The following is a 23503-nucleotide window of genomic DNA, read 5'->3' as shown; positions in this document are numbered from 1 at the left end:
TGTCGGTGGCCGCGGCTACCGTGAGGTGAGAATGTGCGTACGGAGAGTATGACGTCGGGGCCTGCGCTTGACTAAGCGCTTGCTCGATCCGATAGTGCCCGTACTGGAACACGTTCTCAACATCGCCGATGTCGCATCGGGTGGGTCGCGGAGCTGGGGGCCGGATGGCAGTGGCAAGGACGCCGGGGCAGGGCCCCCTCGCCGGCGTACGCGTCGTCGAGCTGGCCGGTATCGGACCCGGGCCGTTCGCCGGCATGCTCCTCGCCGACCTGGGCGCCGACGTCGTCCGCGTGGACCGGCCGCACGGCTCGGGGCTCGCCGTCGACCCCGAGTACGACGTCACCAACCGCAACAAGCGCTCGGTGATCGTCGACCTCAAGACCGAGGACGGCCCGGCCCGCGTCCTGGACCTGGCCGAGCGCGCCGACATCCTCATCGAGGGCTACCGCCCTGGCGTGGCGGAACGCCTCGGCGTCGGCCCCGAGACCTGCCACGCCCGCAACCCCCGGCTCGTCTACGGCCGGATGACCGGCTGGGGCCAGGAGGGGCCGCTCGCCCCGCGCGCCGGGCACGACATCGCCTACATCGCGCTCACCGGCACGCTCGGCATGATCGGCACCCCGGACGCGCCCCCGGCGATCCCCGCCAACCTCGTCGGCGACTACGCGGGCGGTGCGCTCTACCTCGTCGTCGGCGTCCTCGCCGCCCTGCACCACGCCCGTGCGACCGGAACCGGCCAGGTGGTGGACGCGGCCATCGTCGACGGCGCCGCCCACCTGGCCTCGATGATCCACGGCATGCTCGCCGCCGGCGGCTGGCAGGACCGGCGCGGCGCCAACCTGCTCGACGGCGGCTGCCCGTTCTACGGCACCTACGAGACGGCCGACGGCCGGTACATGGCCGTGGGCGCCCTTGAACAGCAGTTCTACGCGGAGTTCGTGGAGCTGCTCGGCATCGCGGACCGCGCCCCGGCCCGCAGGGACGTCGCCCATTGGGGCGAACTCCGGGAGATGGTCGCGGCCCGGTTCAAGACCCGCACGCGCGACGAGTGGACCGCCGTCTTCGAGGGGTCCGACGCCTGTGTCGCGCCCGTCCTGTCGCTGCGGGAGGCCCCCGCCCACCCCCACCTCGCCGCCCGCGGCACCTTCACCGACCACGGCGGCATCACCCAACCCGCGCCCGCGCCCCGCTTCTCCGTCACCCACACGGCGGTGCACAGCGGTCCCGCCCAGCCCGGCGCCGACACCGAGGACGTCGCCCGTGACTGGGACGCGCCCCGACTCCTCGGGACGGCGACCGATGAAGCTCCCGACCCTCCCGAGCCGCGCCTGCCCGGCCGACCCTCCTCGAAAGGCTGACAGTTGAGCACCGAAGCGTACGTCTACGACGCGATCCGCACCCCGCGCGGGCGCGGCAAGGCCAACGGCGCCCTGCACGGCACCAAGCCCATCGACCTGGTGGTCGGGCTCATCCACGAGACCCGGCGGCGGTTCCCGGACCTCGATCCCGCCGCGATCGACGACATCGTGCTCGGTGTGGTGAGCCCCGTCGGCGACCAGGGCTCCGACATCGCCCGGATCGCCGCGATCGCCGCCGGGCTGCCCGACACGGTGGCCGGCGTCCAGGAGAACCGCTTCTGTGCCTCCGGCCTCGAAGCGGTCAACCTGGCCGCCGCGAAGGTCCGCTCGGGCTGGGAGGACCTGGTGCTCGCGGGCGGCGTCGAGTCCATGTCCCGGGTCCCGATGGCCTCGGACGGCGGCGCCTGGTTCGCCGACCCGATGACCAACATGACCGTCAACTTCGTGCCGCAGGGCATCGGCGCCGACCTCATCGCCACCATCGAGGGCTTCTCCCGCAGGGACGTCGACGAGTACGCGGCCCTGTCCCAGGAGCGCGCCGCGGCCGCCTGGAAGGACGGCCGTTTCGAGCGCTCCGTGGTCCCGGTGAAGGACCGCAGCGGGCTCGTCGTCCTGGACCACGACGAGCACATGCGGCCCGGCACCACCGCCGAGTCGCTCGCGAAGCTCAAGCCCTCGTTCGCGGACATCGGGGAACTGGGCGGCTTCGACGCGGTCGCGCTGCAGAAGTACCACTGGATCGAGCAGATCGACCACGTCCACCACGCGGGCAACTCCTCCGGCATCGTGGACGGCGCGGCCCTCGTCGCCATCGGGTCCAAGGAGACCGGCGAGCGCTACGGGATGCGTCCCAGGGCCCGCATCGTCTCCGCGGCGGTGTCCGGCTCCGAGCCGACGATCATGCTGACCGGTCCCGCGCCCGCCACCCGCAAGGCCCTCGCCAAGGCCGGGCTGACGATCGACGACATCGACCTGGTCGAGATCAACGAGGCGTTCGCCGCGGTCGTCCTGCGCTTCGTCAAGGACATGGGGCTGTCCCTGGACAAGGTCAACGTCAACGGCGGCGCGATCGCGCTCGGCCACCCGCTCGGCGCGACCGGCGCGATGATCCTCGGCACGCTGGTCGACGAGCTGGAGCGGCAGGACAAGCGGTACGGCCTCGCCACGCTGTGCGTGGGCGGCGGCATGGGCATCGCGACCATCGTCGAACGCGTCTGACCTTCCCCAACGGATCGAAACGGATCGAACGGATCGAACGGATCCAAGGGATCCGACGGACCTTACGGAGCACCCCGATGAGCACAGAGTCCACCACCATCCGCTGGGAGCAGGACGACACCGGCGTCGTCACCCTCGTCCTCGACGACCCGAACCAGTCCGCGAACACCATGAACCAGGCGTTCAAGGAGTCGATCGCGGCGATCGCCGAGCGCGCCGAGGCCGAGAAGGACTCCATCCGCGGCATCGTCTACACCTCCGCCAAGAAGACCTTCTTCGCGGGCGGCGACCTGAAGGACATGATGAAGGCCGGTCCCGAGGACGCCCGGCAGGCGTTCGAGACCGGTGTGGCGATCAAGAACTCCCTGCGCCGTATCGAGACCCTCGGCAAGCCGGTCGTCGCCGCCCTCAACGGCGCGGCCCTGGGCGGCGGATACGAGATCGCGCTCGCCTCCCACCACCGCATCGCCCTCGACGCCCCCGGCTCCAAGATCGGCCTGCCGGAGGTGACGCTGGGCCTGCTCCCGGCGGGTGGCGGCGTCACCCGCACCGTACGCCTGATGGGCATCGCCGACGCCCTGCTCAAGGTGCTGCTCCAGGGCACCCAGTACTCGCCCCGGCGCGCCCTGGAGAACGGCCTGGTGCACGAGGTGGCCGCCACCCGCGAGGAGATGATGGCCAAGGCGCGTGCCTTCATCGACGCCAACCCCGAGTCCCACCAGCCCTGGGACAGGCCGGGCTACAAGATCCCGGGCGGCACGCCGTCCAACCCCAAGTTCGCCGCCAACCTGCCCGCCTTCCCCGCCAACCTCAAGAAGCAGCTCAACGGCGCCCCCTACCCCGCCCCGCGCAACATCCTCGCCGCGGCCGTCGAGGGCTCCCAGGTCGACTTCGAGACCGCCCTGACCATCGAGGCGCGCTACTTCACCGAGCTGGTCACCGGGCAGACCGCGAAGAACATGATCCAGGCGTTCTTCTTCGACCTCCAGGCCGTCAACTCGGGTGCCAACCGCCCGCGGGGCATCGAGCCGCGCCGGGTCCGCAAGGTCGGTGTCCTCGGCGCCGGGATGATGGGCGCGGGCATCGCGTACTCCTGCGCCCGCGCGGGCATCGAGGTGGTCCTCAAGGACGTCTCGCTGGAGGCGGCCGTCAAGGGCAAGGGCTACTCGGAGAAGCTGTGCGCCAAGGCGGTCGCCAAGGGCCGTACGACCCAGGAGAAGGCCGACGCGCTGCTCGCCCGTATCACCCCGACCGCCGAGGCCGGCGACCTCGCGGGCTGCGACGCCGTCATCGAGGCCGTGTTCGAGGACCCGGCGCTCAAGCACAAGGTGTTCCAGGAGATCGAGAACGTCGTCGAGCCCGACGCGCTGCTGTGCTCCAACACCTCCACGCTGCCGATCACCACGCTCGCCGAGGGCGTGGAGCGGCAGTCCGACTTCGTTGGGCTGCACTTCTTCTCGCCGGTCGACAAGATGCCGCTCGTCGAGATCATCAAGGGCAGGCGGACCGGGGAGGAGGCGCTGGCCCGCGCCTTCGACCTGGTGCGGCAGATCAACAAGACGCCGATCGTGGTCAACGACTCGCGCGGCTTCTTCACCTCCCGGGTCATCGGCCACTTCATCAACGAGGGCGTGGCGATGGTCGGCGAGGGCATCGAGCCCGCGTCCGTGGAGCAGGCGGCGGCGCAGGCGGGCTACCCGGCGAAGGTGCTGTCCCTGATGGACGAGCTGACGCTGACCCTGCCCCGGAAGATCCGCAACGAGACGAAGCGGGCCGTGGAGGAGGCGGGCGGCACCTGGACCCCGCACCCGGCGGAGTCGGTCATCGACCGCATGGTCGACGAGTTCGGCCGCACCGGGCGCAGCGGCGGCGCCGGGTTCTACGAGTACGGCGAGGACGGCAAGCGCGGCCGCCTGTGGCCGGGCCTGCGGGAGCACTTCACCGAGCCCGGGTACCGGATCCCGTTCCGCGACATGCAGGAGCGCATGCTGTTCTCCGAGGCGCTGGACACCGTCCGGCTCCTCGAGGAGGGCGTACTGACCTCCGTCGCCGACGCCAACATCGGCTCGATCTTCGGCATCGGCTTCCCCGGCTGGACCGGCGGCGTCCTGCAGTACATCAACGGCTACGAGGGCGGCCTGCCCGGCTTCGTGGCCCGCGCCCGGGAGCTGGCCGAGCGGTACGGCGAGCAGTTCACTCCGCCCGCGCTGCTGGTGGAGAAGGCGGAGAAGGGGGAGCGGTTCGCCGACGCTCGCTGACACGGTTCGCCGGACGGGGGCCGGCGCCCGCCCCCGTCCGGCGAGCGTGAGCCGATCCTGCCACTCGGCGCCTTGGCGGCATACACGAGGCGACTTCATGGCCAACGCAAGGTGAACACGTGACGAACATGTGAGAAGTTCCGCTCTGTGACGTGCGCCATCGCATACCGAGCGGCCTGCGCGAGAAGGTGAGCCCTTGGTCTGTGCCGCGTCAGGGGTGGCCGGACCGAGCCCCATCCGGAAACCCGCGCACCACCCCAGCGCCGGGCGTACCAGAGAGTAGATCCACTCGTGAGCAAGGACGCCGTGAACACGGCCGCGGTTGCATCCCACACCGATGCGACCCGGGCGCCCGCGGACGCGGGCGACGCCGGTTACAGCAAGGACCTCAAGGCCCGCCACATCAACATGATCGCCATCGGCGGGGCGATCGGCACCGGTCTCTTCCTCGGTGCCGGCGGTCGGCTGCACACCGCGGGTCCCGCCCTGGCGCTGGCGTACCTGGTCTGCGGCGTCTTCGCCTTCTTCGTCGTCCGCGCCCTCGGCGAGCTGGTCCTGTACCGGCCCTCGTCCGGGTCGTTCGTGTCGTACGCGCGCGAGTTCCTCGGCGAGAAGGGGGCGTACGTCGCCGGCTGGATGTACTTCCTGAACTGGTCGACGACCGGTATCGCCGACATCACGGCCATCGCGCTCTACACCCACTACTGGAGCTTCTTCACCTCCATCCCGCAGTGGGTGCTCGCCCTGATCGCCCTCGCGGTCGTGCTGGCCGTTAACCTGATCTCGGTGAAGATCTTCGGCGAGATGGAGTTCTGGTTCGCGATCATCAAGGTCGCCACCCTGGTGGCCTTCATGTTCGTCGGCATCTTCCTGCTGGCCACGCGGCACGACGTGGACGGTCGCACCCCCGGTCTCGGCGTGATCACCGACAACGGCGGGATCTTCCCGCACGGGCTGATGCCCGTCGTCCTGGTGATGCAGGGCGTGATCTTCGCCTACGCGGCCCTGGAGCTGGTGGGCGTCGCCGCGGGCGAGACGGCGGAGCCCGAGAAGGTCGTGCCGCGCGCGGTGAACTCGATCATGTGGCGCGTGGGTCTGTTCTACGTCGGCTCCGTGGTCCTGCTCGCGCTGCTGCTGCCCGGTTCGGTGTACTCCGGGGACGAGAGCCCCTTCGTCACCGTGCTGTCGAAGATCGGCGTCCACGGCGCGGGCGGCGTGATGAACCTGGTCGTCCTCACCGCCGCGATGTCCTCGCTGAACTCCGGCCTGTACTCCACCGGCCGCATCCTGCGCTCCATGGCGATGGCGGGCTCCGCGCCGAAGTTCACGGCGCGGATGAACCGCAGCCAGGTGCCCTACGGCGGCATCCTGCTGACCTGCGCGGTGTGCGTGATCGGCGTCGGCCTGAACTACTTCGTGCCGAGCCAGGCCTTCGAGATCGTGCTGAACGTGGCGTCCCTCGGGATCGTCAGCACCTGGGTGATCATCATGATCTGCCACCTGATCTTCGTCCGCCGCGCCCGGGCGGGCCAGGTCACCCGGCCGTCCTTCCGGCTGCCCGGCAGCCCGGTCACGGAGATCGCGACGATCGCCTTCCTGCTCGTCTGCCTGGGCCTGATGTGGAACGACCCCGAGGTCGGCCGCAAGACCCTGCTGCTCATCCCCGTGATCGCGGTCCTGCTGGTCGGCGGCTGGTTCGCGCTGCGCCGCCGCATCGAACAGGCCGCGAACCGGGAACTGACCGACCTCACGAAGTAGGCTCAGCGGCCCGGCTCCCGGGGCCCCGGCCCCGGGAGCCTGCCCCTGCGCCGTGAGCCCCGGCCGAGGCCGAGTCCCGCGCGTGCGTCCACGTCACGGAGCCGGCCTCGGACCCGGCGAGCCGTCGGGCCCCGGTGAGCCCCGCCGGTCAGCCGGAGTGCGCGTCGTTCGTCGCCGCGATCTTCTTCCAGGACTTCGGCTGCGGCACGGCGGCCGAAGCCGGTGCGACGGACGCGGCGCGCGCCGCCGGTGCCGCCGGCTTCGACGGCTGGAACAGCCAGGTGTCGAAGAGCGCGCTCAGCGGCTTCCCGGACACCTTCTCCGCGTACGTCCGGAAGTCCGCCACCGAGGCGTTGCCGTACGCGTGCTCCTTCGGCCAGCCCTTGAGAACGGCGAAGAACGCGTCGTCCCCGATCTCGTTCCGCAGCGCCTGGATGGCCAGCGCGCCCCGGTCGTAGACCGCGATGTCGAACTGGTCGTCCGGGCCGGGGTCACCCGGCTTCACCGTCCAGAAGGCGTCGTCGGCCGGGTGCGAGGCGTACACGTAGTCGGCGAGCTCCTGCGTCGTGCCCTCGCCCTCGTGCTCCGACCACAGCCACTGCGCGTACCGCGCGAAGCCCTCGTTGATCCAGATGTCCTTCCAGTCCTTCAGCGACACGTCGTCGCCGTACCACTGGTGCGCCAGCTCGTGCACCACGACCGACGTGTTGGAGCCGTTCGCGAACTGCTTCGGGCTGTAGTACACGCGGGTCTGCGTCTCGAGCGCGTACCCCGTGGTCGTGTTCGGCACGTATCCGCCCGCCGAGCCGAACGGATACGGCCCGAAGTAGCCGCTGAGCCAGTCGACGATCTCCCCGGTGCGCTCCACGCTCGCCCGTGCGGCCCCGTCGTTGTCCCCGAGGTCCTTGCTGTAGGCGTTGACGACCGGTATGCCGCCGTCCGACGTGCTGGTCGTGATGTCGAACTTCCCGATCGCGAGCGTGGTGAGATACGTCGCCTGCGGCTTGTTCTCGCGCCAGTTGTAGCGCGTCCAGCCCAGCTTGGAACTCGTCGACTGCAGTGTGCCGTTGGATATCGCCTGGGTGCCGTCCGGCACGGCCACCGAAACGTCGTACGTCGCCTTGTCGCTGGGGTGGTCGTTGCTCGGGAACCACCACCACGCCGACTCGGGCTCGTCCGCGGCGACCGCGCCGTCCGGGGTGCGGTGCCAGGTGGTGAAGCCGTACGCGCTCTTCGTGGACGGCACGCCGCTGTACCGGACCACGACGGTGACGGGCGTGCCCTTCGGCAGCGGGGTGGTGGGCGTGACCACCAGCTCGTGCTGGCCCGAGGTGGTGAAGGACGCCTTGGCGCCGTTCACCCGCACCTCGCTCACATCGAGCAGGAAGTCCAGGTCGAAGCGCGACAGGTCCTGTGTCGTCCGCGCCAGGATCGTCGCCGTGCCCTGCAGCTCGTCCGTCTTCGGCTGGTACGTCAGCCGCAGGTCGTAGTGGGAGACGTCGTATCCGCCGTTGCCGTAGTACGGGTAGTAGGGGTCGCCGATACCCGGAGCACCGGGGCTGTAGTCGGCCGCCGATGCCGGGATCGCCAGCAACAGGGAAGCCGCCGCGAGTGCGCCCGGGGCGATGAGTCTGCGGTGCACGAGAACTCCAAGTCGTAGGGGCACGAGGTCTGTTCGGTCCGGAGCCTATTCAGACCCCGCATCCCCCGGCATGTCCATGGCACCCCCTGTCACACGATCGCCATCCGGCCGACACGAGCCACCCCCGCCCCATCGGCCCTGCCGATCGCGAAGTACCCGACTGTCCCTCAGATGCCCTCTTCTGCACGCGAGTTGCTGCGGGTACCGTCCCGCGCATGCGGATCACCACCCCCCTCACAGCCCTCAGACCGCTCGCGGCGGCGGCCACCGCCGCCCTCCTGGCGGTCTTCCTCACCCCCGCGGCCGCCCACAGCGCCCCCCGGGAGAGCCGGCCCGTCTACTCGTACGCGAACGCCATCCGCGAGTCCGTCTGGGTGGACACCGGCCTGGACGGCGACGGCGACGGGAAGACCGACCGCGTCGCCGCCGACATCGTCCGGCCCCGCGAACCCGCGGCCCAGGGCCGCAAGGTGCCCGTCATCATGGACGCCAGCCCCTACTACTCCTGCTGCGGACGCGGCAACGAGAGCCAGACGAAGACCTACGACGCGAGCGGCCACGTCGTCCGGATGCCGCTGTTCTACGACAACTACTTCGTGCCCCGCGGCTACGCCTTCGTCGGCGTGGACCTGGCCGGAACCAATCGCTCCGACGGCTGCGTGGACGTCGGCGGGCGCTCCGACATCCAGTCCGCCACAGCAGTGATCGACTGGCTCAACGGCCGGGCACGGGCCTACACCACCCGCACCGGCACCACGCCCGCCAGGGCGAACTGGACCGACGGCGCCACCGGCATGATCGGCAAGAGCTGGGACGGCACCATCGCCAACGGAGTCGCCGCCACCGGCGTCAAGGGCCTGAAGACCATCGTGCCCATCAGCGCCATCTCCTCCTGGTACGACTACTACTTCGCCAAGGGCGCACCCCTGTACGACTCGGGCCCGGACTGGCTGTCCAACGCCGTCGAGAGCCCCGACGCCCGGGCCAGGTGCGCCGCCGTGCAGCGACAACTCGTCGACGGCGCGCCGCGCACCGGTGACCGGACACCGCTGTGGACCGCACGCGACTACGTGAAGGACGCGGGCAAGGTCCGGGCGAGCGTCTTCCTCGTGCACGGCATGCAGGACCTCAACGTGCGCACCAAGCACCTCGGCCAGTGGTGGAACGCCCTCGCCCAGCACGGCGTCAAGCGCAAGATCTGGCTCTCGCAGACCGGGCACGTCGACCCCTTCGACTACCGGCGCGCCCAGTGGGTGGACACCCTGCACCGCTGGTTCGACCACGAACTCCTCGGCTACGACAACGGCGTCGACCGCGAGCCCATGGCCGACATCGAACGCCACCCCGACCAGTGGGTCACCTCCACCGTCTGGCCGCCCCGCGACACGGCCGCGACCACGCTGCGGCCCGGCCGCGGCGACCGGGCGGGCGTCGGCACCCTCGGACTGCGACCCGGCAGCGGCACCGAGACCTTCACCGACGACCCGCGGCTCGGTGAGAACGACTGGGCCGCGCACATCGACCGGTCCACTTCGGACAAGGCCGGATTCGTCACCCCGGCGCTGTCGAAGGACCTGCGGATCTCCGGCTCCTCCACGGTGACCGTCACCGTCACGCCGACCACGTCGTCGGCCCACCTGTCCGCCGTGCTCGTCGACCTCGGCCCCGCCACGATCCGGGACTACGCCGACTCCGCGGAGGGCATCACCACGCTCACCGACCGCACCTGCTGGGGCTCGAGCACCGTCGGCGACAGCGCCTGCTTCAAGGCCACCGAGGCGAAGACGGCGGACGTCGCCGCCACGGTGTTCAGCCGCGGCTGGGCCGACCTCGGCCACTACGCCTCGGACGTGAAGGGCGTCCCGCTGACCCCGGGACGGGCGTACACGATCACGCTCGACCTGGCCGCGACCGACCACGTCGTCCCGAAGGGCCACCGGCTGGCGCTGATCGTCGCGGGCACCGACAAGGACCTCATCGACCCTCCGTCCACCACGCCCACCCTGACCGTGGACCTGTCCCGCACGGCGGCCCGGGTGCCGCTCGCCGGCGGGGCCGCGGCGTTCGCGGGTGCCGCATCCGGTGCGCCCGCGGCCACCACGGCACCCACCACCCCGTACGGCCTGGGCGGCCCGCGCACGGTCCACCGCGTCCCCGGCGGCGCCTGACGGCGGCGCACGGCCTGTGACGGTGCCCCGGGCGGCCGGGCCGACCGCCGCCGCCGACCCGCCGTGGTCGCCGGCCCGGCCGCCCCGGGGCGCAGACCGAATCCGTCCTGCCGTGCTCGCATCACTCGCCGTGTGGGGATACTCACAGCATGTCTGCCGCATACGCGACCTTCGGCCTGGCACCGGCGATGCGGGCCGGTGCCGTCCTCGCCGACGGTGACTTCGAGGCGCACCGGGACTTCGTGGACTTCGTCGTGGACGGACACCCACTGCTCTGCCGGCTGTCCGACCTGGACGCCGTCTCCCCGCTGGCCTCCGACATACCGCCCGCGATCTTCACCGCGCAGGTGCGCGGCCTGCTGCTGGAGACCGCCGCACCGCTGCCGGGCGGCCGGTACGTCCTCTACGGCTGCCCCGAGTGCGAGGACCTGGCGTGCGGAGCGGTCACCGCGGTCATCGAGCGCGACGGCGACGACTACATCTGGCGGGACTTCGCCTGGCAGACCGGCGACACCGCCGACCTCCGGCTCAACGGCTACCACGGCATCGGCCCCTTCCGCTTCCACGGGGTCCAGTACCGCGCCGCGCTGGACGCCCTGCTGACCGGCGGTACCCCCGCGCCCCGGCGCCGTGTGCTGCTGATCGGCGCCCGTGTCGCCGTGCTCGCCAAGCTCGCCGCCGCCCTGCGCACCATCGGCATCGGCGCCGACATCGCCCACGACGCGACCGGCGTCCCCGCCGAGGAACTGCGCCAGTACAGTGCCGTCGCCTTCGGCCGGGCGGTCACCGCGGAGGAACGCGCCTGCGTACGCCGCTCCTTCGAGGACGCCGGCATCGATGTCGCTCATGTCGACGGGCTCGCTCCGATCATCCCGCTGCTCGTCGCCCAGATCGAACAGGCCCTGGACCGCAGCCCGGTGGAGCGGCGCCGCCTGACCGGACTGGCCGCCGAAGACGGCGCGGCGTGCGTCGACGTCGGCTCCCCCTGCCGCGTCCGTCTCACCGCGTACCGTCTCGACCGCCTCTACCGCACGCACACCAGCGAGGTGTTCGACGGCGTCCTCCAGCCGGGCCGCCACCGCATCGCCCTGGACGCCAAGGCGGTGAAAGGCGAGGCGTTCCTCGTGGCGCGGACCTCCGGAGGTGTGCTGGTGGAGGCCGTGGCGCGATGAGAATCCGGGCGCCGGCGGCAGCGGGCGGCCGTTAGGATCGCGGTCTGATGACTGCCACCCTCGTCGCCAAGAACCTCGCCGCCGGGCACGGCGACCGCTCGCTGTTCACCGGGCTCGACCTCGTCGTCGCGCCCGGCGACGTGATCGGGCTCGTCGGTGCCAACGGCGCCGGGAAGTCCACCCTGCTGCGCATGCTCGCCGGGCTGCTCAACCCCGAGCAGGGCGAGCTGCGGCTTTCCCCGGCGACCGCGACGGTGGGGCATCTGCCGCAGGAACCGGAGCGCCGGACGGGGGAGACGGTACGGGAGTTCCTCGCGCGCCGCACGGGCGTGGCCGAGGCCCAGCGCGCGATGGACGAGGCCACCCAGGGGCTCGTCGACGGGGCGCCCGGCGCCGACGACGCGTACGCGGCGAGCCTGGAGCGCTGGCTCGCCCTCGGCGGCGCGGACCTCGACGAGCGCGCCGAGGAGGTCGCCGACTCCCTCCGCCTGGGCGTCGGCCCCGACCAGCCGATGACGTCCCTGTCCGGCGGTCAGGCGGCCCGCGTCGGCCTCGCCTCCCTGCTGCTGTCCCGCTACGACGTCTTCCTGCTCGACGAGCCCACGAACGACCTCGACCTGGACGGCCTGGAGCGGCTGGAGCACTTCGTCGGCGGCCTGCGCGCCGGGACGGTCGTCGTCAGCCACGACCGCGAGTTCCTCACCCGCACGGTCACCAAGGTCCTCGAACTCGACCTCGCACAGCGGCAGACCAACCTCTACGGCGGCGGATACCAGGCCTACCTCGAGGAACGCGAGCGGGCCCGCCGGCACGCACGCGAGGAGTACGAGGAGTACGCCGACAAGAAGTCCGCCCTCCAGGAGCGGGCCCTGACGCAGCGCGCCTGGATGGACAAGGGGGTCAGGAACGCCCGCCGCAAGGCGAGCGACAACGACAAGATCGGCCGCAAGTTCCGCAGCGAGGCCAGCGAGAAGCAGGCCGCCAAGGCCCGGCAGACCCAGCGCATGATCGAGCGCCTGGAGGTCGTCGAGGAGCCCCGCAAGGAGTGGGAGCTGCGCATGCAGATCGCGGCGGCACCCCGCTCGGGCGCGGTCGTCGCCACGCTGCGGGACGCGGAGGTCCGGCGCGGCGACTTCACCTTCGGCCCGGTCTCCCTGCAGATCGACTGGGCCGACCGGGTCGCGGTGACGGGGGCGAACGGCGCGGGCAAGTCCACCCTGCTCGGCGCGCTGCTGGGCCGTGTCCCGCTCGACGCGGGACACGCCTCCCTCGGCTCCGGCGTCCTGGTCGGCGAGGTCGACCAGGCCCGCAAGCTGTTCCACGGCCCGGAATCCCTGCTGGAGGCGTTCCGCGCGGCGGTCCCGGACACCGAGCCGGTCGAGGTGCGCACCCTGCTCGCCAAGTTCGGCCTGAAGACGGACCACATCCTGCGCCCCGCGGCGACGCTCTCCCCGGGGGAACGCACCCGTGCCGCACTGGCGTTGCTCCAGGGCCGGGGCGTGAACCTGCTGGTCCTGGACGAGCCGACGAACCACCTTGACCTGCCGGCGATCGAGCAACTGGAGGCGGCCCTGGACTCCTACGAGGGCACCCTGCTCCTGGTCACCCACGACCGCCGCATGCTGGACGCGGTACGGGTGACACGCCGTCTGGAGGTGGCGGACGGCAAGGTGACGGAACACCGGTGACCCCGTCGGGTAATCGGGTTGTACCCCGAACTCCCCTCGCTCTACAGTGAGTTCACTCCGATGAGACGTTCCCCCGAAGTACGCCGCAGAGCGGGAGCGTCCCACCCAGGGCGTGGTGTGCCCTCGCCGAGGTGCCGGAGGGGCGGCCGTCCTTGTCGACCCTTCCTGTCGGAGGTTCTCCCGTATGAACATCGGTATCGGTCTGCCCATCGGCGACCCCACCACCCTGCTCACCTGGGCGCGGCGCGCCGACGCCGGGCCCTTCAGCACCCTGGGCCTGCTCGACCGGCTCGTTTACGACAATCCCGAACCGCTGGTCGCGCTCTCCGTCCTCGCGGGCGCCACCTCCCGCATCCGTGTCCAGACCGAGGTGCTGCTGGCCCCGCTGCGTGACACCGCCCTGCTCGCCAAGCAGGCCGCCACCCTGGACCGGATGACCGGTGGGCGGCTGGTCCTCGGCCTGGGCATCGGCGGCCGTGACGACGACCACCGGGCGACCGGGACCGACCCGCGCACCCGGGGCCGGCGCCTCGACGAGCAGATGGCGGTCATGCGCCGCCTGTGGTCCGGTGAGCCGTACGGCGACGGCGTCGGTCCCATCGGACCGGCGCCCGCTCGCCCCGGCGGCCCAGAGGTGCTCTTCGGCGGGTTCAAGCCGGCCGCGCTCGAACGCGTCGCCCGGTGGGGCGACGGCTTCCTCGCCGCCGCACCGCCCTCCTGGGCGGGCGGCCTGTTCGACACCGTCCGCGGGTTCTGGCGCGAGCACGGCCGCGACGGCGAGCCCCGCCTCGTCGCGCAGGTCAACGTGGCGCTCGGCCCGCAGGAGGTGATCGACGACGCCCGGGCCGCCATGCACGCGTACTACACCTTCACCGGCATGGCCGACCGGATGGTCGAGGGGATGCTCACCACACCGGCGGAGATCCGGGAGGCGGTCACCGCCTTCACCGACCTCGGCGCCGACGAGGTGATGCTCTACTGCTACGGCCTCGACCCCGCCCAGGTCGACCGCCTGGCCGACGTCCTGTGACGACCCGGGCGAACAGCCGGCCGACGACCCGGGCAACCGGGCCCGGCCGCTGCCCTGCACACCCACGGCCCGGGTCCTGACGCCGTCGCCCCGGCCGCCCCACAGCCCGGGCCCGCCCCGTGCGGCGGGCCCGGGCGCTGCGGCGTCAGCTCACCCCCGCCGCCAGGGCACCACGGGGGACCCTGACGGGGGCCGGTGGAGTGCCCGGGGTGTTCCGGGCCCCGGGCGTCAGCGGCGACCCGGCTTCTGGTCGAGCAGGCCCGCGCGGCGCAGTGCGTCCGCCATCGCGCTGTTGGCCGGCGGGGGCGCCTGACGGGAGGCTCCGCCCTGGCGGCCCTGCCGCTGCTGCGGGGGACGCCCGCCGCGCTGCCGGCCGCCGCCGGAGGACTGCCCCTGCGGCGCCGCCTCGTCGTCCAGCCGCAGCGTCAGCGAGATCCGCTTGCGCGGGATGTCGACGTCCAGCACCTTCACCTTCACGATGTCGCCCGGCTTCACCACGTCCCGCGGGTCCTTGACGAACGTCTTCGACATCGCGGAGACGTGCACCAGACCGTCCTGGTGGACGCCGACGTCGATGAAGGCGCCGAACGCGGCGACGTTCGTGACGACGCCCTCCAGGACCATCCCGGCCGACAGGTCGGAGATCTTCTCGACGCCCTCCTTGAAGCTGGCCGTCTTGAACGCGGGCCGCGGGTCACGACCCGGCTTCTCCAGCTCCTTGAGGATGTCGGTCACCGTCGGCAGACCGAACGTCTCGTCCACGAAGTCGGACGCCTTGAGCGAGCGCAGCACCGCGGTGTTCCCGATGAGGGAGGCCACCTCCTGGCCCGTCGTCTTCACCATCCGCCGGACCACCGGGTACGCCTCGGGGTGCACGCTGGAGGCGTCCAGCGGGTCGTCGCCGCCGCGGATCCGCAGGAAGCCCGCGCACTGCTCGTACGCCTTGGGCCCGAGGCGTGCCACCTTCTTCAGCTCCGCACGGGACCTGAACGGGCCGTTGGCGTCCCGGTGCGCCACGATGTTCTCCGCGAGCCCCGAGGAGATGCCGGAGACCCGGGCGAGCAGCGGAGCCGACGCGGTGTTGACGTCCACCCCCACGCCGTTCACACAGTCCTCGACCACCGCGTCCAGCGAGCGCGACAGCTTCACCTCGGACAGGTCGTGCTGGTACTGGCCCACGCCGATGGACTTCGGGTCGATCTTCACCAGCTCGGCGAGCGGGTCCTGCAGGCGACGGGCGATGGAGACCGCGCCGCGCAGCGACACGTCCATGTCCGGCAGCTCCTGCGAGGCGAACGCCGACGCCGAGTACACCGACGCGCCCGCCTCGGACACCATCACCTTCGTGAGCTTCAACTCCGGGTGCTTGGCGATGAGTTCACCGGCGAGCTTGTCGGTCTCGCGGGACGCCGTGCCGTTGCCGATGGCGATCAGCTCGACCGCGTGCTCCTTCGCCAGCCGCGCCAGCCTGGCGATGGCCTCGTCCCACCTGTTGGCCGGGACGTGCGGGTGGATGACGTCGGTGGCGACCACCTTGCCGGTCGCGTCCACCACGGCCACCTTCACACCCGTACGGAAACCGGGGTCCAGGCCCAGCGTCGCCCGCGTACCGGCGGGGGCGGCCAGCAGCAGGTCGCGCAGGTTCGCCGCGAAGACCTTGACGGCCTCGTCCTCGGCGGCCGTGCGCAGCCTGAGCCGCAGATCGATGCCGAGGTGCACCAGGATGCGGGTGCGCCAGGCCCAGCGGACCGTGTCCAGCAGCCACTTGTCGGCGGGCCGGCCGCGGTCGGCGATCCCGAAGCGGTGCGCCACGATCCCCTCGTACGACGACGGGCCGTCCGTGGGCTCCTCCGGCTCCAGGACGAGGTCGAGGACCTCCTCCTTCTCGCCGCGCAGCAGGGCGAGGACCCGGTGCGAGGGCAGCTCCGTGAAGGGCTCCGCGAAGTCGAAGTAGTCGGCGAACTTGGCACCCGCCTCCTCCTTGCCCTCCCGCACCTTGGAGGCGAGCCGCCCACGCACCCACATCCGTTCGCGCAGCTCGCCGATGAGGTCCGCGTCCTCCGAGAACCGCTCGGTGAGGATGGCCCGCGCACCGTCCAGCGCGGCCTGCGGGTCGGGCACCCCCTTGTCGGCGTCGACGAAGGCGGCGGCCGCGGCCAGGGGCTCGACGGTCGGGTCGCCCAGCAGCCCCTCGGCCAGCGGCTCCAGGCCGGCCTCGCGCGCGATCTGCGCCTTGGTGCGCCGCTTGGGCTTGTAGGGGAGGTAGATGTCCTCCAGGCGCGCCTTGGTCTCGGCGCCCCGGATCTGCGCCTCCAGCTCCCCGGTGAGCTTGCCCTGCTCGCGCACCGACTCCAGGATCGCGGTGCGCCGCTCCTCCAGCTCCCGCAGATAGCGCAGCCGCTCCTCGATCACGCGCAGTTGCGCGTCGTCGAGCATCTCGGTCGCTTCCTTGCGGTAGCGGGCGATGAAGGGCACCGTCGAGCCGCCGTCCAGCAGCTCGACCGCGGCCTTCACCTGCCGCTCCCGTACGCCGAGCTCCTCGGCGATCCTGCCTTCGATGGACCCTGCTCCGAGGGACCCGGGTGTCGTCACGATCCCGTACCGCCTTCTCCACTGAGGTTGCGCGGCAATTGTGGCAGGTCGCGCCGACAACGGGGCTCAGGGCGGGGACACGGGGCGGCGGTGCCGGGCTCCGCCGCCCCGTGGGCCGGGGATCCGCCGGCCCGCTCAGGCCCGGCGGCCACAGCAGGAAGCCCCGCCGAGGCCCCGCCGAGCAGCCGGCCTCATCCCTTGCCGACCATGCCCTCCGGGAAGGCGCCGGCCGCGAGAGCCGTGCTCAGCAGCGCGCCCGCGAGCTCCGTCAGCCGTTCGACGCCCGCGGCGCCGAGGTGCTCGTACGGGGCCCGGTCGAGACGGTCGGTCTCCGCCTCGATCTCCTTGCGCAGCGCGCTGCCCGCCTCGGTCAACTCGCCGTCCGCACGGAGCAGTCCACGCTCGCGCAGCCGCCCGCACGCCGCGTCCCAGTCCTCCCGGCTCCAGCCGCGCGTGGCGAGCACCCACTTCGGGGCCATGCCCTTGCCGGTCGCGGTGTGCGTCGCCAGCGCCTCCAGCGGATCGAGCTCCGCGGCCAGCAGCACCGCCAGATGGCCGTCGCCGCGGTGCTCCCTCAGCAGCGTCGTCGCGTGCCAGAACGCCAGGTGCGGTTCGTCCGGCACCGGCAGATCGGCGTGCGCGGCGTACAGGGGGCGTGCGTGCCGGGTGCACGCCTCGGTCGCGCGCAGGGCGAGTTCCGCCGCCTCGGTCATCTCCTTGGCGGCGACGGTCTCCTCGCCGAGCAGCCGCCGCAGCGTCGCGTCGACGGCACGCGCGCGTGCCGCGAGCACCACCTGGGGGGACGCCGTGTCCCACACGGCGGGCACGTGCCGTGCCACCAGCCCGGGGTGGAAGTTGTAGAAGGAGGCCGTCACCACACCTGCGCCCACGGGGCCCATGGCGGCGGCCCGCACGGCGAAATAGGCGGCCCTGCGGTCGGACACGCCCACGGCGGTCAGTTCGCGGTCCAGATCCGGTGAGAAGTAGTGCGTCGAATGCAGCGGATTGATCACATTGTGGCAGCGCCGCCCGGCGCGCTCCGGCAGGGGAGAGGTCATGGACCGAAACGTTACCGACTGGTTGGTACGTCGCACAGCGCGGGCGTCGGCATGGCAGGAAAGGTGGGGTATTCGTCGTTGCGGCCATTCCGAGGGCCGCCCAGAATCGACGGCATGCGCACCGTCCTGGTCCTCCTCTTCGAGGACGTGCAGAGCCTCGACGTCACCGGTCCGGTGGAGGTCTTCGCGGGTGCCGAGCGGTGCTGTCCCGGGTCCTACCGCCTCGTCACGGCCTCCCTGGACGGCAGCCCGGTCCGCACCTCCAGCGGACTCGCGCTCGTCCCCGACCTGCCCCTCGCCGACGCGCCCGCCCCGCACACCCTGATCGTCCCCGGCGGCCAGGGCACCCGGCGCCCCGACGAGCGCCTGGTCGACTGGGTGCGCGAGCACGGCCCCCGCGCCGGCCGTCTGGTCTCCGTCTGCACCGGTGCCGTCCTGCTCGCCCGCGCGGGCCTGCTGGACGGCCGCCGCGCCACCACCCACTGGGCGTACTGCGAGACGCTGGCCCGTCACCACCCCGCGGTCGAGGTCGACCCCGACCCCATCTACGTGCGCGACGGACACGTCGCCACCTCGGCCGGTGTCACCTCCGGCATCGACCTCGCGCTGGCCCTCGTCGAGGAGGACCTCGGCCGCGAGACCGCCCTGGCCATCGCCCGCCACCTGGTCGTCTTCCTGCGCCGTCCCGGCAACCAGGCCCAGTTCAGCGCCCAGCTCGCCGCCCAGACCGCGCGGCGCGAACCGCTGCGCGAGGTCCAGCGCTGGATCAGCGAGCACCCGGGCGACGACCTCACCGTGGAGGCGCTCGCCGCCCGCGCCCGGCTGTCGCCCCGCCACTTCGCCCGCGCCTTCCAGGCCGAGACGGGCATGACGCCGGGCCGCTACGTCGACCGCGTCCGCCTGGAACACGCCCGCCGTCTGCTGGAGGACACCGCCGACGGCATCGAGGAGATCTCCCGCACCAGCGGCTACGGCACACCCGAGGCCATGCGCCGCGCCTTCGTGAAGGCGCTCGGCGCGTCCCCGGCGGAGTACCGCCGCCGCTTCCGTCCCGCGACCGCCCGCTGAAGGGAAGCCCCATGCAGATCGCCATCGTCGTCTACGACCGCTTCACCGCCCTCGACGCCGTCGGGCCGTACGAGATCCTCTCCCGTATGCCGGACGCGGAGACCGTCTTCGTCGCCGAGGACGCCGGTCCCGTGCGCACGGAGACCGGAGCGCTCGCCATCACCGCGGACAAGGCCCTCACCGAGGTGCCCGCCCCCGACGTCGTCGTGGTGTCCGGCGGTCCCGGCCAGAGCGCGCTGATGGACCACGCGCCCCTGCTGGACTGGCTCCGCGCCGCTGACGCGACCAGCACCTGGACGACCTCCGTGTGCTCCGGGTCCCTGCTGCTCGCCGCCGCCGGCCTGCTGGACGGCCGCCGCGCGACCTCGCACTGGCTGGCCCTCGACGAGCTGAAGCGGTTCGGCGCCGAACCCGCCGAGGAGCGCGTGGTGTTCGACGGCAAGTACGTCACCGCCGCCGGCGTGTCCTCCGGCCTCGACATGGCCCTCGCGCTGCTCGGCCGCATCGCGGGCGACGACGTCGCCCAAGCCGTCCAGCTCGGCACGGAGTACGACCCGCAGCCGCCCTACGACGCCGGATCACCGCGCAAGGCCCCCGCCCACATCGTCGATCTGCTCCGCGCCCGCAGCCGCTTCATCCTGCGGTAGTCCAGGTGAAGCGCGGCCGTCTGCGCTCCAGGAACGCGGTGACGCCCTCCGCGGTGTCGCCGCTTCCGCGCGCCTGCCCGGCCCAGTACGCGTCCCGGTCCGTCCGCCCGTTCGCGAACTCCTTGGCCGCCGCCTGCGTGAGCTGCGAGCGTGCGGCCAGCACACGCGTGAACTCCGCGACCCGCTTGTCCAGTTCCCCCTCCGGCAGCACCTCCTCGACCAGGCCGGTCCGCAGCGCCCGTTCCGCCTCCATCAACTCGCCGGAGAACAGCAGGTACTTGGCGGTGCCCGGGCCCACCAGCGACACCAGCCGCCGGGTGGAGGAGGCCGGGTAGACGATGCCCAGCTTGGCGGGCGTCACCCCGAACAGTGCCCCCTCCTCCGCGAACCGCAGGTCGCAGGCCGCCGCGAGCTGCGCCCCTCCGCCCACACAGTGCCCGCGAACCGCCGCCAGCGTCGGCTTCGGGAACGCGGCCAGCGCCTCCTCGGCCCGCACCGCGAGCGTCTGGGCCCGTTCCGGGGAGCCCCTCAGCGTGGAGATGTCGGCGCCCGCGCAGAACGTGCCGCCCTCCCCGGTCAGCACCAGCGCCCGGACGGCCGGATCGGCGGCCAGGGTGTCGAGCAGCGGCGGCAACGCCTCCCACATCGCGGCCGTCATGGCGTTCCGCTTGGCCGGATGGTGGATGACGACGGTCGCGACTCCGTCGGCGACGCGGTGCAGCAGCTGCGGCTCCATACGCCGGATGCTATCCGCAGCGCCCGGACTCCCGGCGAACGCCTACAACCCGAAGAGTTCGCAAGAGGGCGCGGCGAGGACCAGGAGCTGTCACACAACTGACCGTGTCATACGCCAAGTGGTCAGATGTCGTCGAAACACGCTGACTTGTGTTCAGTCTTTTGGGACGGACCAGCGCATTCCCAACACTCGACGTGTGGTGACAATCGAGCGCAAGGGTGGCGACCGGACGATGGAGAACCAAGGGCGAGGGTCTGGCCCATCTGGCCCACGCCCTGAAGGCGGCGGGAACGCGCCGGACGGCGCGCGGCCATCGGGACCGCTGCCGTACGAGGGGGTGTGGCGGTTCACCGCCGCCGCCGTGGACGCCTCGGTGCCGCAGGCGCGGCACGCCGTCCGGGACCTGCTCGTCCGTCAGGGCGTGCCCGTCTCGGACGACACCGTGCAGGCGCTGTTGCTGATCGTCTCCGAGCTGGTCACCAACGCGGTCCGGCATGCGGCGCTGCTGTCGCCCATGCTCGCCGTGGAGGTCGCCGTCGGTCCCGAGTGGGTGCGGGTGGCGGTGGAGGACGACCACCCCTACCGCCCGAGCGCGCTGGAGGCCGACCACGGCCGCACCGGAGGCCGCGGACTGCTCCTGGTCCGGGAGGTGACCAGGGAGGCGGGCGGAGTCTGCGACGTGGAGCACACGGCAGGCGGCGGCAAGGTGATCTGGGCCGCGCTCCCGCTCAAGCCCACGGGCCTCCTCTGAGCGGGTCCCGCATCCGCGGCCCGGCCCTTCACCGGCCTTCGTCCGCCGGCCTTGGTCCGCCGGCCTTGGTCCGCCGGCCTTCGCCCGGCAGCCGCCCCCGGTCGTCGGCCGGGACGGCCCGCACACACTCCGGGCTCCGCGCTGCCAGCCACGCTCCCCGGGCTGCTCCCAGGGACCGCGGTCCGTGCGGGTCCGTGCGGGTCCGTCCGGACGGGCCGGACGGACCCCCGCGTCACCAGCCCGCGGACGACCCGGTCAGCTCCCTGATGGCCGGCCGCGCGGCGTCCAGGACCGTCATGAACCAGGACGAGAACGTGTCCTTCGCGTGCCGCTCGGCCAGTTCCTCGGCGGTCACGAAGGCGGTCGCCCCGACCTCCTCCGGGTCCGGGTGCAGGGGGGACTGCACCAGACCGACGAAGAGGTGGTTGTACTCCTGCTCGACCAGGCCCGAGTCCGGGTCCGGGTGGTTGTAGCGGACCGTGCCCGCCTCGGCGAGCAGCGACGGGGAGACACCCAGCTCCTCGTACGTCCGCCGGGCCGCCGCCGCGAACGGCGCCTCACCCGGGTAGGGATGGCCACAGCACGTGTTGGACCAGACACCGGGGGAGTGGTACTTGCCCAGCGCCCGCTGCTGGAGCAGCAGCCGGCCCCGCTCGTCGAAGAGGAACACCGAGAACGCCCGGTGCAGCCGGCCCGGCGGCTGGTGGGCGGCGAGCTTCTCGGCCGTGCCGATCGTGGTGCCGTTCTCGTCGACCAGCTCCAGCATGATGGCTTCGGCGGTGCCGTTCGACGAACGGTGCGTCGCGGTGGCAGGTGTGATCGGCATACCCATCCTTCGCTTCGGTTGTCCAGCCCCAAGTCTGCCGTACGAATCCGGCACTCCCGGCACTTCGCTCCTTCCCGCATGTCCCGGCCCGGCCGCACGGAAGGGGCCCGGAGCAACACGTCGAGGGCGCCGGAAGCGGTCGGATACCTCATCGTGCCCGGCGCCGCGGACGCGGAACCGCGCGGGGGCGCGCCCGGGCAGCCCGCGCCCGCGCAAGCGCCGCGCATCCGTGGCGCACGCCCGCGTACCCCGCCGGGGGGTTCGCATCCCGTTCAGCCGTGGCGTGCCTCCGGGTGGTGCAGCAGCCAGCCCTGCCAGGCCGACTCCACCATCTCGCGCACCCCGCGCCGGGCGGTCCAGCCCAGCTCCCGCTCGGCCAGTGCGGCCGACGCGACGGCGCGGGGCGCGTCCCCGGGGCGGCGCGGCTCGACGACCGCGGGAGTGGTGTCACCGGTCACCTCGCCGATGAGCGTGACGAGTTCCCGTACCGAGACGCCCTCGCCGCGGCCGACGTTGACAGTCAGGTCGCCCGTCGCGCCCCCGGCCAGCCGCCGGGCCGCCGCGAGGTGCGCCTCGGCGAGGTCGGAGACGTGGATGTAGTCGCGGACGCAGGTGCCGTCCGGTGTCGGATAGTCGTCGCCGAAGATCCGCGGGGCCTCGCCGCGGGTGAGCCGGTCGAAGACCATGGGCGCGACGTTGAACACGCCGGTGTCGGCCAGCTCCGGCGCCGCCGCTCCCGCCACGTTGAAGTAGCGGAGGCACACCGTCGCGATGCCGTGCGCCCGGCCCGCCGCCCGCACCAGCCACTCGCCCGCGAGCTTCGTCTCGCCGTACGGGCTCATCGGGGCACAGGGCGTGTCCTCCGTGATGAGGTCCACATCCGGGTCGCCGTAGACGGCCGCGGACGAGGAGAACAGGAACCGGGTGATCCCCGCCTCCGCGACCGCGTCCAGCAGCGTGGCGAGACCGCCCACGTTCTCGTGGTAGTAGTGCGTCGGCCGGTCCACGGACTCGCCGACCTGCTTGCGGGCTGCGAGGTGCACCACACCGGTCACCGTGTGCTCGGCCAGGACCCGCTTGAGCAGGTCACCGTCCAGCGCGGAGCCCTGTACGAGAGCCGTTCCCTCCGGAAGCCGGGCCGGGACGCCGGCCGAGAGGTCGTCCAGGACGACGACGCCCTCGCCCTGCGCGGTCATCGCCCGCGCCACATGGGCTCCTATGTACCCGGCCCCGCCGGTGATCAGCCACGTCATGACGTCTCACCCTATGCCCGTCCGGCGAACGTGCGGCGGCCCGGCCCGTTCCCGGACGGCCCACCACCCGGCGGGACACCCGGGAGTGCGCGGACCCGGACCGCGGTTTGTGACCCGCCCGTCCCATCCCCGATGATGATCGCGGCGGCGGCCTCACGGACCGGGTTGATCACCCGTGAACGCCCGGTGAACACGGGCTTCCAGGTATCCGATAGCCTCTGCCGACATGCCGCCCGGCCCCCGCCCGGGTGTACCGCACCGCACACATGACCGACGCCCG

Annotated in this window: 17 protein-coding genes; 11 read left to right on the top strand and 6 right to left on the bottom strand. The window is 72.3% G+C overall.

All coding sequences use genetic code 11. The features are described from left to right. Positions 1-164 precede the first annotated feature (164 nt). The 4 genes from ACZ4SW_RS22390 (at position 165) to ACZ4SW_RS22375 (ending at position 6592) form a co-directional block, all read left to right on the top strand. On the top strand, positions 165-1358 hold the full coding sequence (locus tag ACZ4SW_RS22390) for a CaiB/BaiF CoA transferase family protein (protein WP_468247149.1): 1194 nt from the start codon (positions 165-167) through the stop codon (positions 1356-1358). 3 nt (positions 1359-1361) lie between these two features. After that, on the top strand, positions 1362-2576 hold the full coding sequence (locus ACZ4SW_RS22385; RefSeq protein WP_468247144.1) for an acetyl-CoA C-acetyltransferase: 1215 nt from the start codon (positions 1362-1364) through the stop codon (positions 2574-2576). A gap of 77 nt (positions 2577-2653) precedes the next feature. Further along, positions 2654-4834 carry a 3-hydroxyacyl-CoA dehydrogenase NAD-binding domain-containing protein gene (locus ACZ4SW_RS22380; RefSeq protein ID WP_468247138.1) on the top strand — a complete coding sequence of 727 codons (2181 nt, stop codon included), beginning with the start codon at positions 2654-2656 and terminating at the stop codon, positions 4832-4834. A gap of 291 nt (positions 4835-5125) precedes the next feature. Further along, positions 5126-6592: an amino acid permease gene (locus ACZ4SW_RS22375; RefSeq protein WP_468247132.1), complete on the top strand. Its 1467-nt coding sequence runs from the start codon at positions 5126-5128 to the stop codon at positions 6590-6592. A gap of 148 nt (positions 6593-6740) precedes the next feature. Here the strand turns inward: ACZ4SW_RS22375 and ACZ4SW_RS22370 are convergent, their stop codons facing one another. After that, complete coding sequence (locus ACZ4SW_RS22370; RefSeq protein ID WP_468247126.1) at positions 6741-8234, bottom strand: M1 family metallopeptidase; 1494 nt, start codon at positions 8232-8234, stop codon at positions 6741-6743. Between the two features lie 215 nt (positions 8235-8449). Between ACZ4SW_RS22370 and ACZ4SW_RS22365 the strand changes: the two genes are divergently transcribed. The 4 genes from ACZ4SW_RS22365 (at position 8450) to ACZ4SW_RS22350 (ending at position 14292) form a co-directional block, all read left to right on the top strand. Then, positions 8450-10402: a Xaa-Pro dipeptidyl-peptidase gene (locus ACZ4SW_RS22365; protein ID WP_468247119.1), complete on the top strand. Its 1953-nt coding sequence runs from the start codon at positions 8450-8452 to the stop codon at positions 10400-10402. 149 nt (positions 10403-10551) lie between these two features. Further along, entirely contained in the window at positions 10552-11574 is a 1023-nt protein-coding gene (locus ACZ4SW_RS22360; RefSeq protein ID WP_468247114.1) for an oxidoreductase, read from the top strand. A gap of 47 nt (positions 11575-11621) precedes the next feature. Then, a complete protein-coding gene (locus ACZ4SW_RS22355; RefSeq protein WP_468247108.1) occupies positions 11622-13262 on the top strand; it encodes an ABC-F family ATP-binding cassette domain-containing protein in 1641 nt (546 codons plus the stop codon). A 184-nt stretch (positions 13263-13446) separates the two neighbouring features. After that, positions 13447-14292: an LLM class flavin-dependent oxidoreductase gene (locus ACZ4SW_RS22350; protein WP_468247102.1), complete on the top strand. Its 846-nt coding sequence runs from the start codon at positions 13447-13449 to the stop codon at positions 14290-14292. Between the two features lie 228 nt (positions 14293-14520). On the opposite strand, the gene ACZ4SW_RS22345 is transcribed toward ACZ4SW_RS22350, so the two are convergent. Together ACZ4SW_RS22345 and ACZ4SW_RS22340 are read right to left on the bottom strand one after the other, a co-directional pair. Then, positions 14521-16884: a Tex family protein gene (locus tag ACZ4SW_RS22345; RefSeq protein WP_468247093.1), complete on the bottom strand. Its 2364-nt coding sequence runs from the start codon at positions 16882-16884 to the stop codon at positions 14521-14523. Between the two features lie 191 nt (positions 16885-17075). Then, positions 17076-17942 (bottom strand): SCO6745 family protein, encoded by an 867-nt coding sequence (locus tag ACZ4SW_RS22340; protein ID WP_468247086.1) that lies wholly within the window; start codon positions 17940-17942, stop codon positions 17076-17078. Positions 17943-18056: 114 nt separating this feature from the next. Here ACZ4SW_RS22340 and ACZ4SW_RS22335 point away from each other — a divergent pair, with 114 nt between their 5' ends. Further along, positions 18057-19010: a GlxA family transcriptional regulator gene (locus tag ACZ4SW_RS22335; protein WP_468247081.1), complete on the top strand. Its 954-nt coding sequence runs from the start codon at positions 18057-18059 to the stop codon at positions 19008-19010. An 11-nt stretch (positions 19011-19021) separates the two neighbouring features. Further along, on the top strand, positions 19022-19657 hold the full coding sequence (locus ACZ4SW_RS22330; RefSeq protein ID WP_468247077.1) for a DJ-1/PfpI family protein: 636 nt from the start codon (positions 19022-19024) through the stop codon (positions 19655-19657). Here the strand turns inward: ACZ4SW_RS22330 and ACZ4SW_RS22325 are convergent. Continuing rightward, the gene (locus tag ACZ4SW_RS22325) at positions 19644-20393 is read right to left on the bottom strand and encodes an enoyl-CoA hydratase/isomerase family protein (protein ID WP_468247070.1); all 750 of its coding nucleotides are present in this window, start codon (positions 20391-20393) and stop codon (positions 19644-19646) included. The genes ACZ4SW_RS22330 and ACZ4SW_RS22325 overlap by 14 nt on opposite strands. Positions 20394-20625: 232 nt before the next feature. Here ACZ4SW_RS22325 and ACZ4SW_RS22320 point away from each other — a divergent pair, with 232 nt between their 5' ends. Beyond that, on the top strand, positions 20626-21144 hold the full coding sequence (locus tag ACZ4SW_RS22320) for an ATP-binding protein (RefSeq protein ID WP_468247762.1): 519 nt from the start codon (positions 20626-20628) through the stop codon (positions 21142-21144). 232 nt (positions 21145-21376) lie between these two features. On the opposite strand, the gene idi is transcribed toward ACZ4SW_RS22320, so the two are convergent. Both idi and galE read right to left on the bottom strand, forming a co-directional pair. Beyond that, on the bottom strand, positions 21377-21970 hold the full coding sequence (idi, locus tag ACZ4SW_RS22315; RefSeq protein WP_468247063.1) for an isopentenyl-diphosphate Delta-isomerase: 594 nt from the start codon (positions 21968-21970) through the stop codon (positions 21377-21379). A 272-nt stretch (positions 21971-22242) separates the two neighbouring features. After that, positions 22243-23223: a UDP-glucose 4-epimerase GalE gene (gene galE, locus ACZ4SW_RS22310; RefSeq protein WP_468247056.1), complete on the bottom strand. Its 981-nt coding sequence runs from the start codon at positions 23221-23223 to the stop codon at positions 22243-22245. Positions 23224-23503 lie beyond the last annotated feature (280 nt).

It is taken from the genome of Streptomyces sp. NPDC028331 (genome assembly GCF_055565775.1).
The sequence above is the reverse complement of the archived record's forward strand: the minus strand, read 5'-3'. Positions and strand labels throughout refer to the sequence as shown.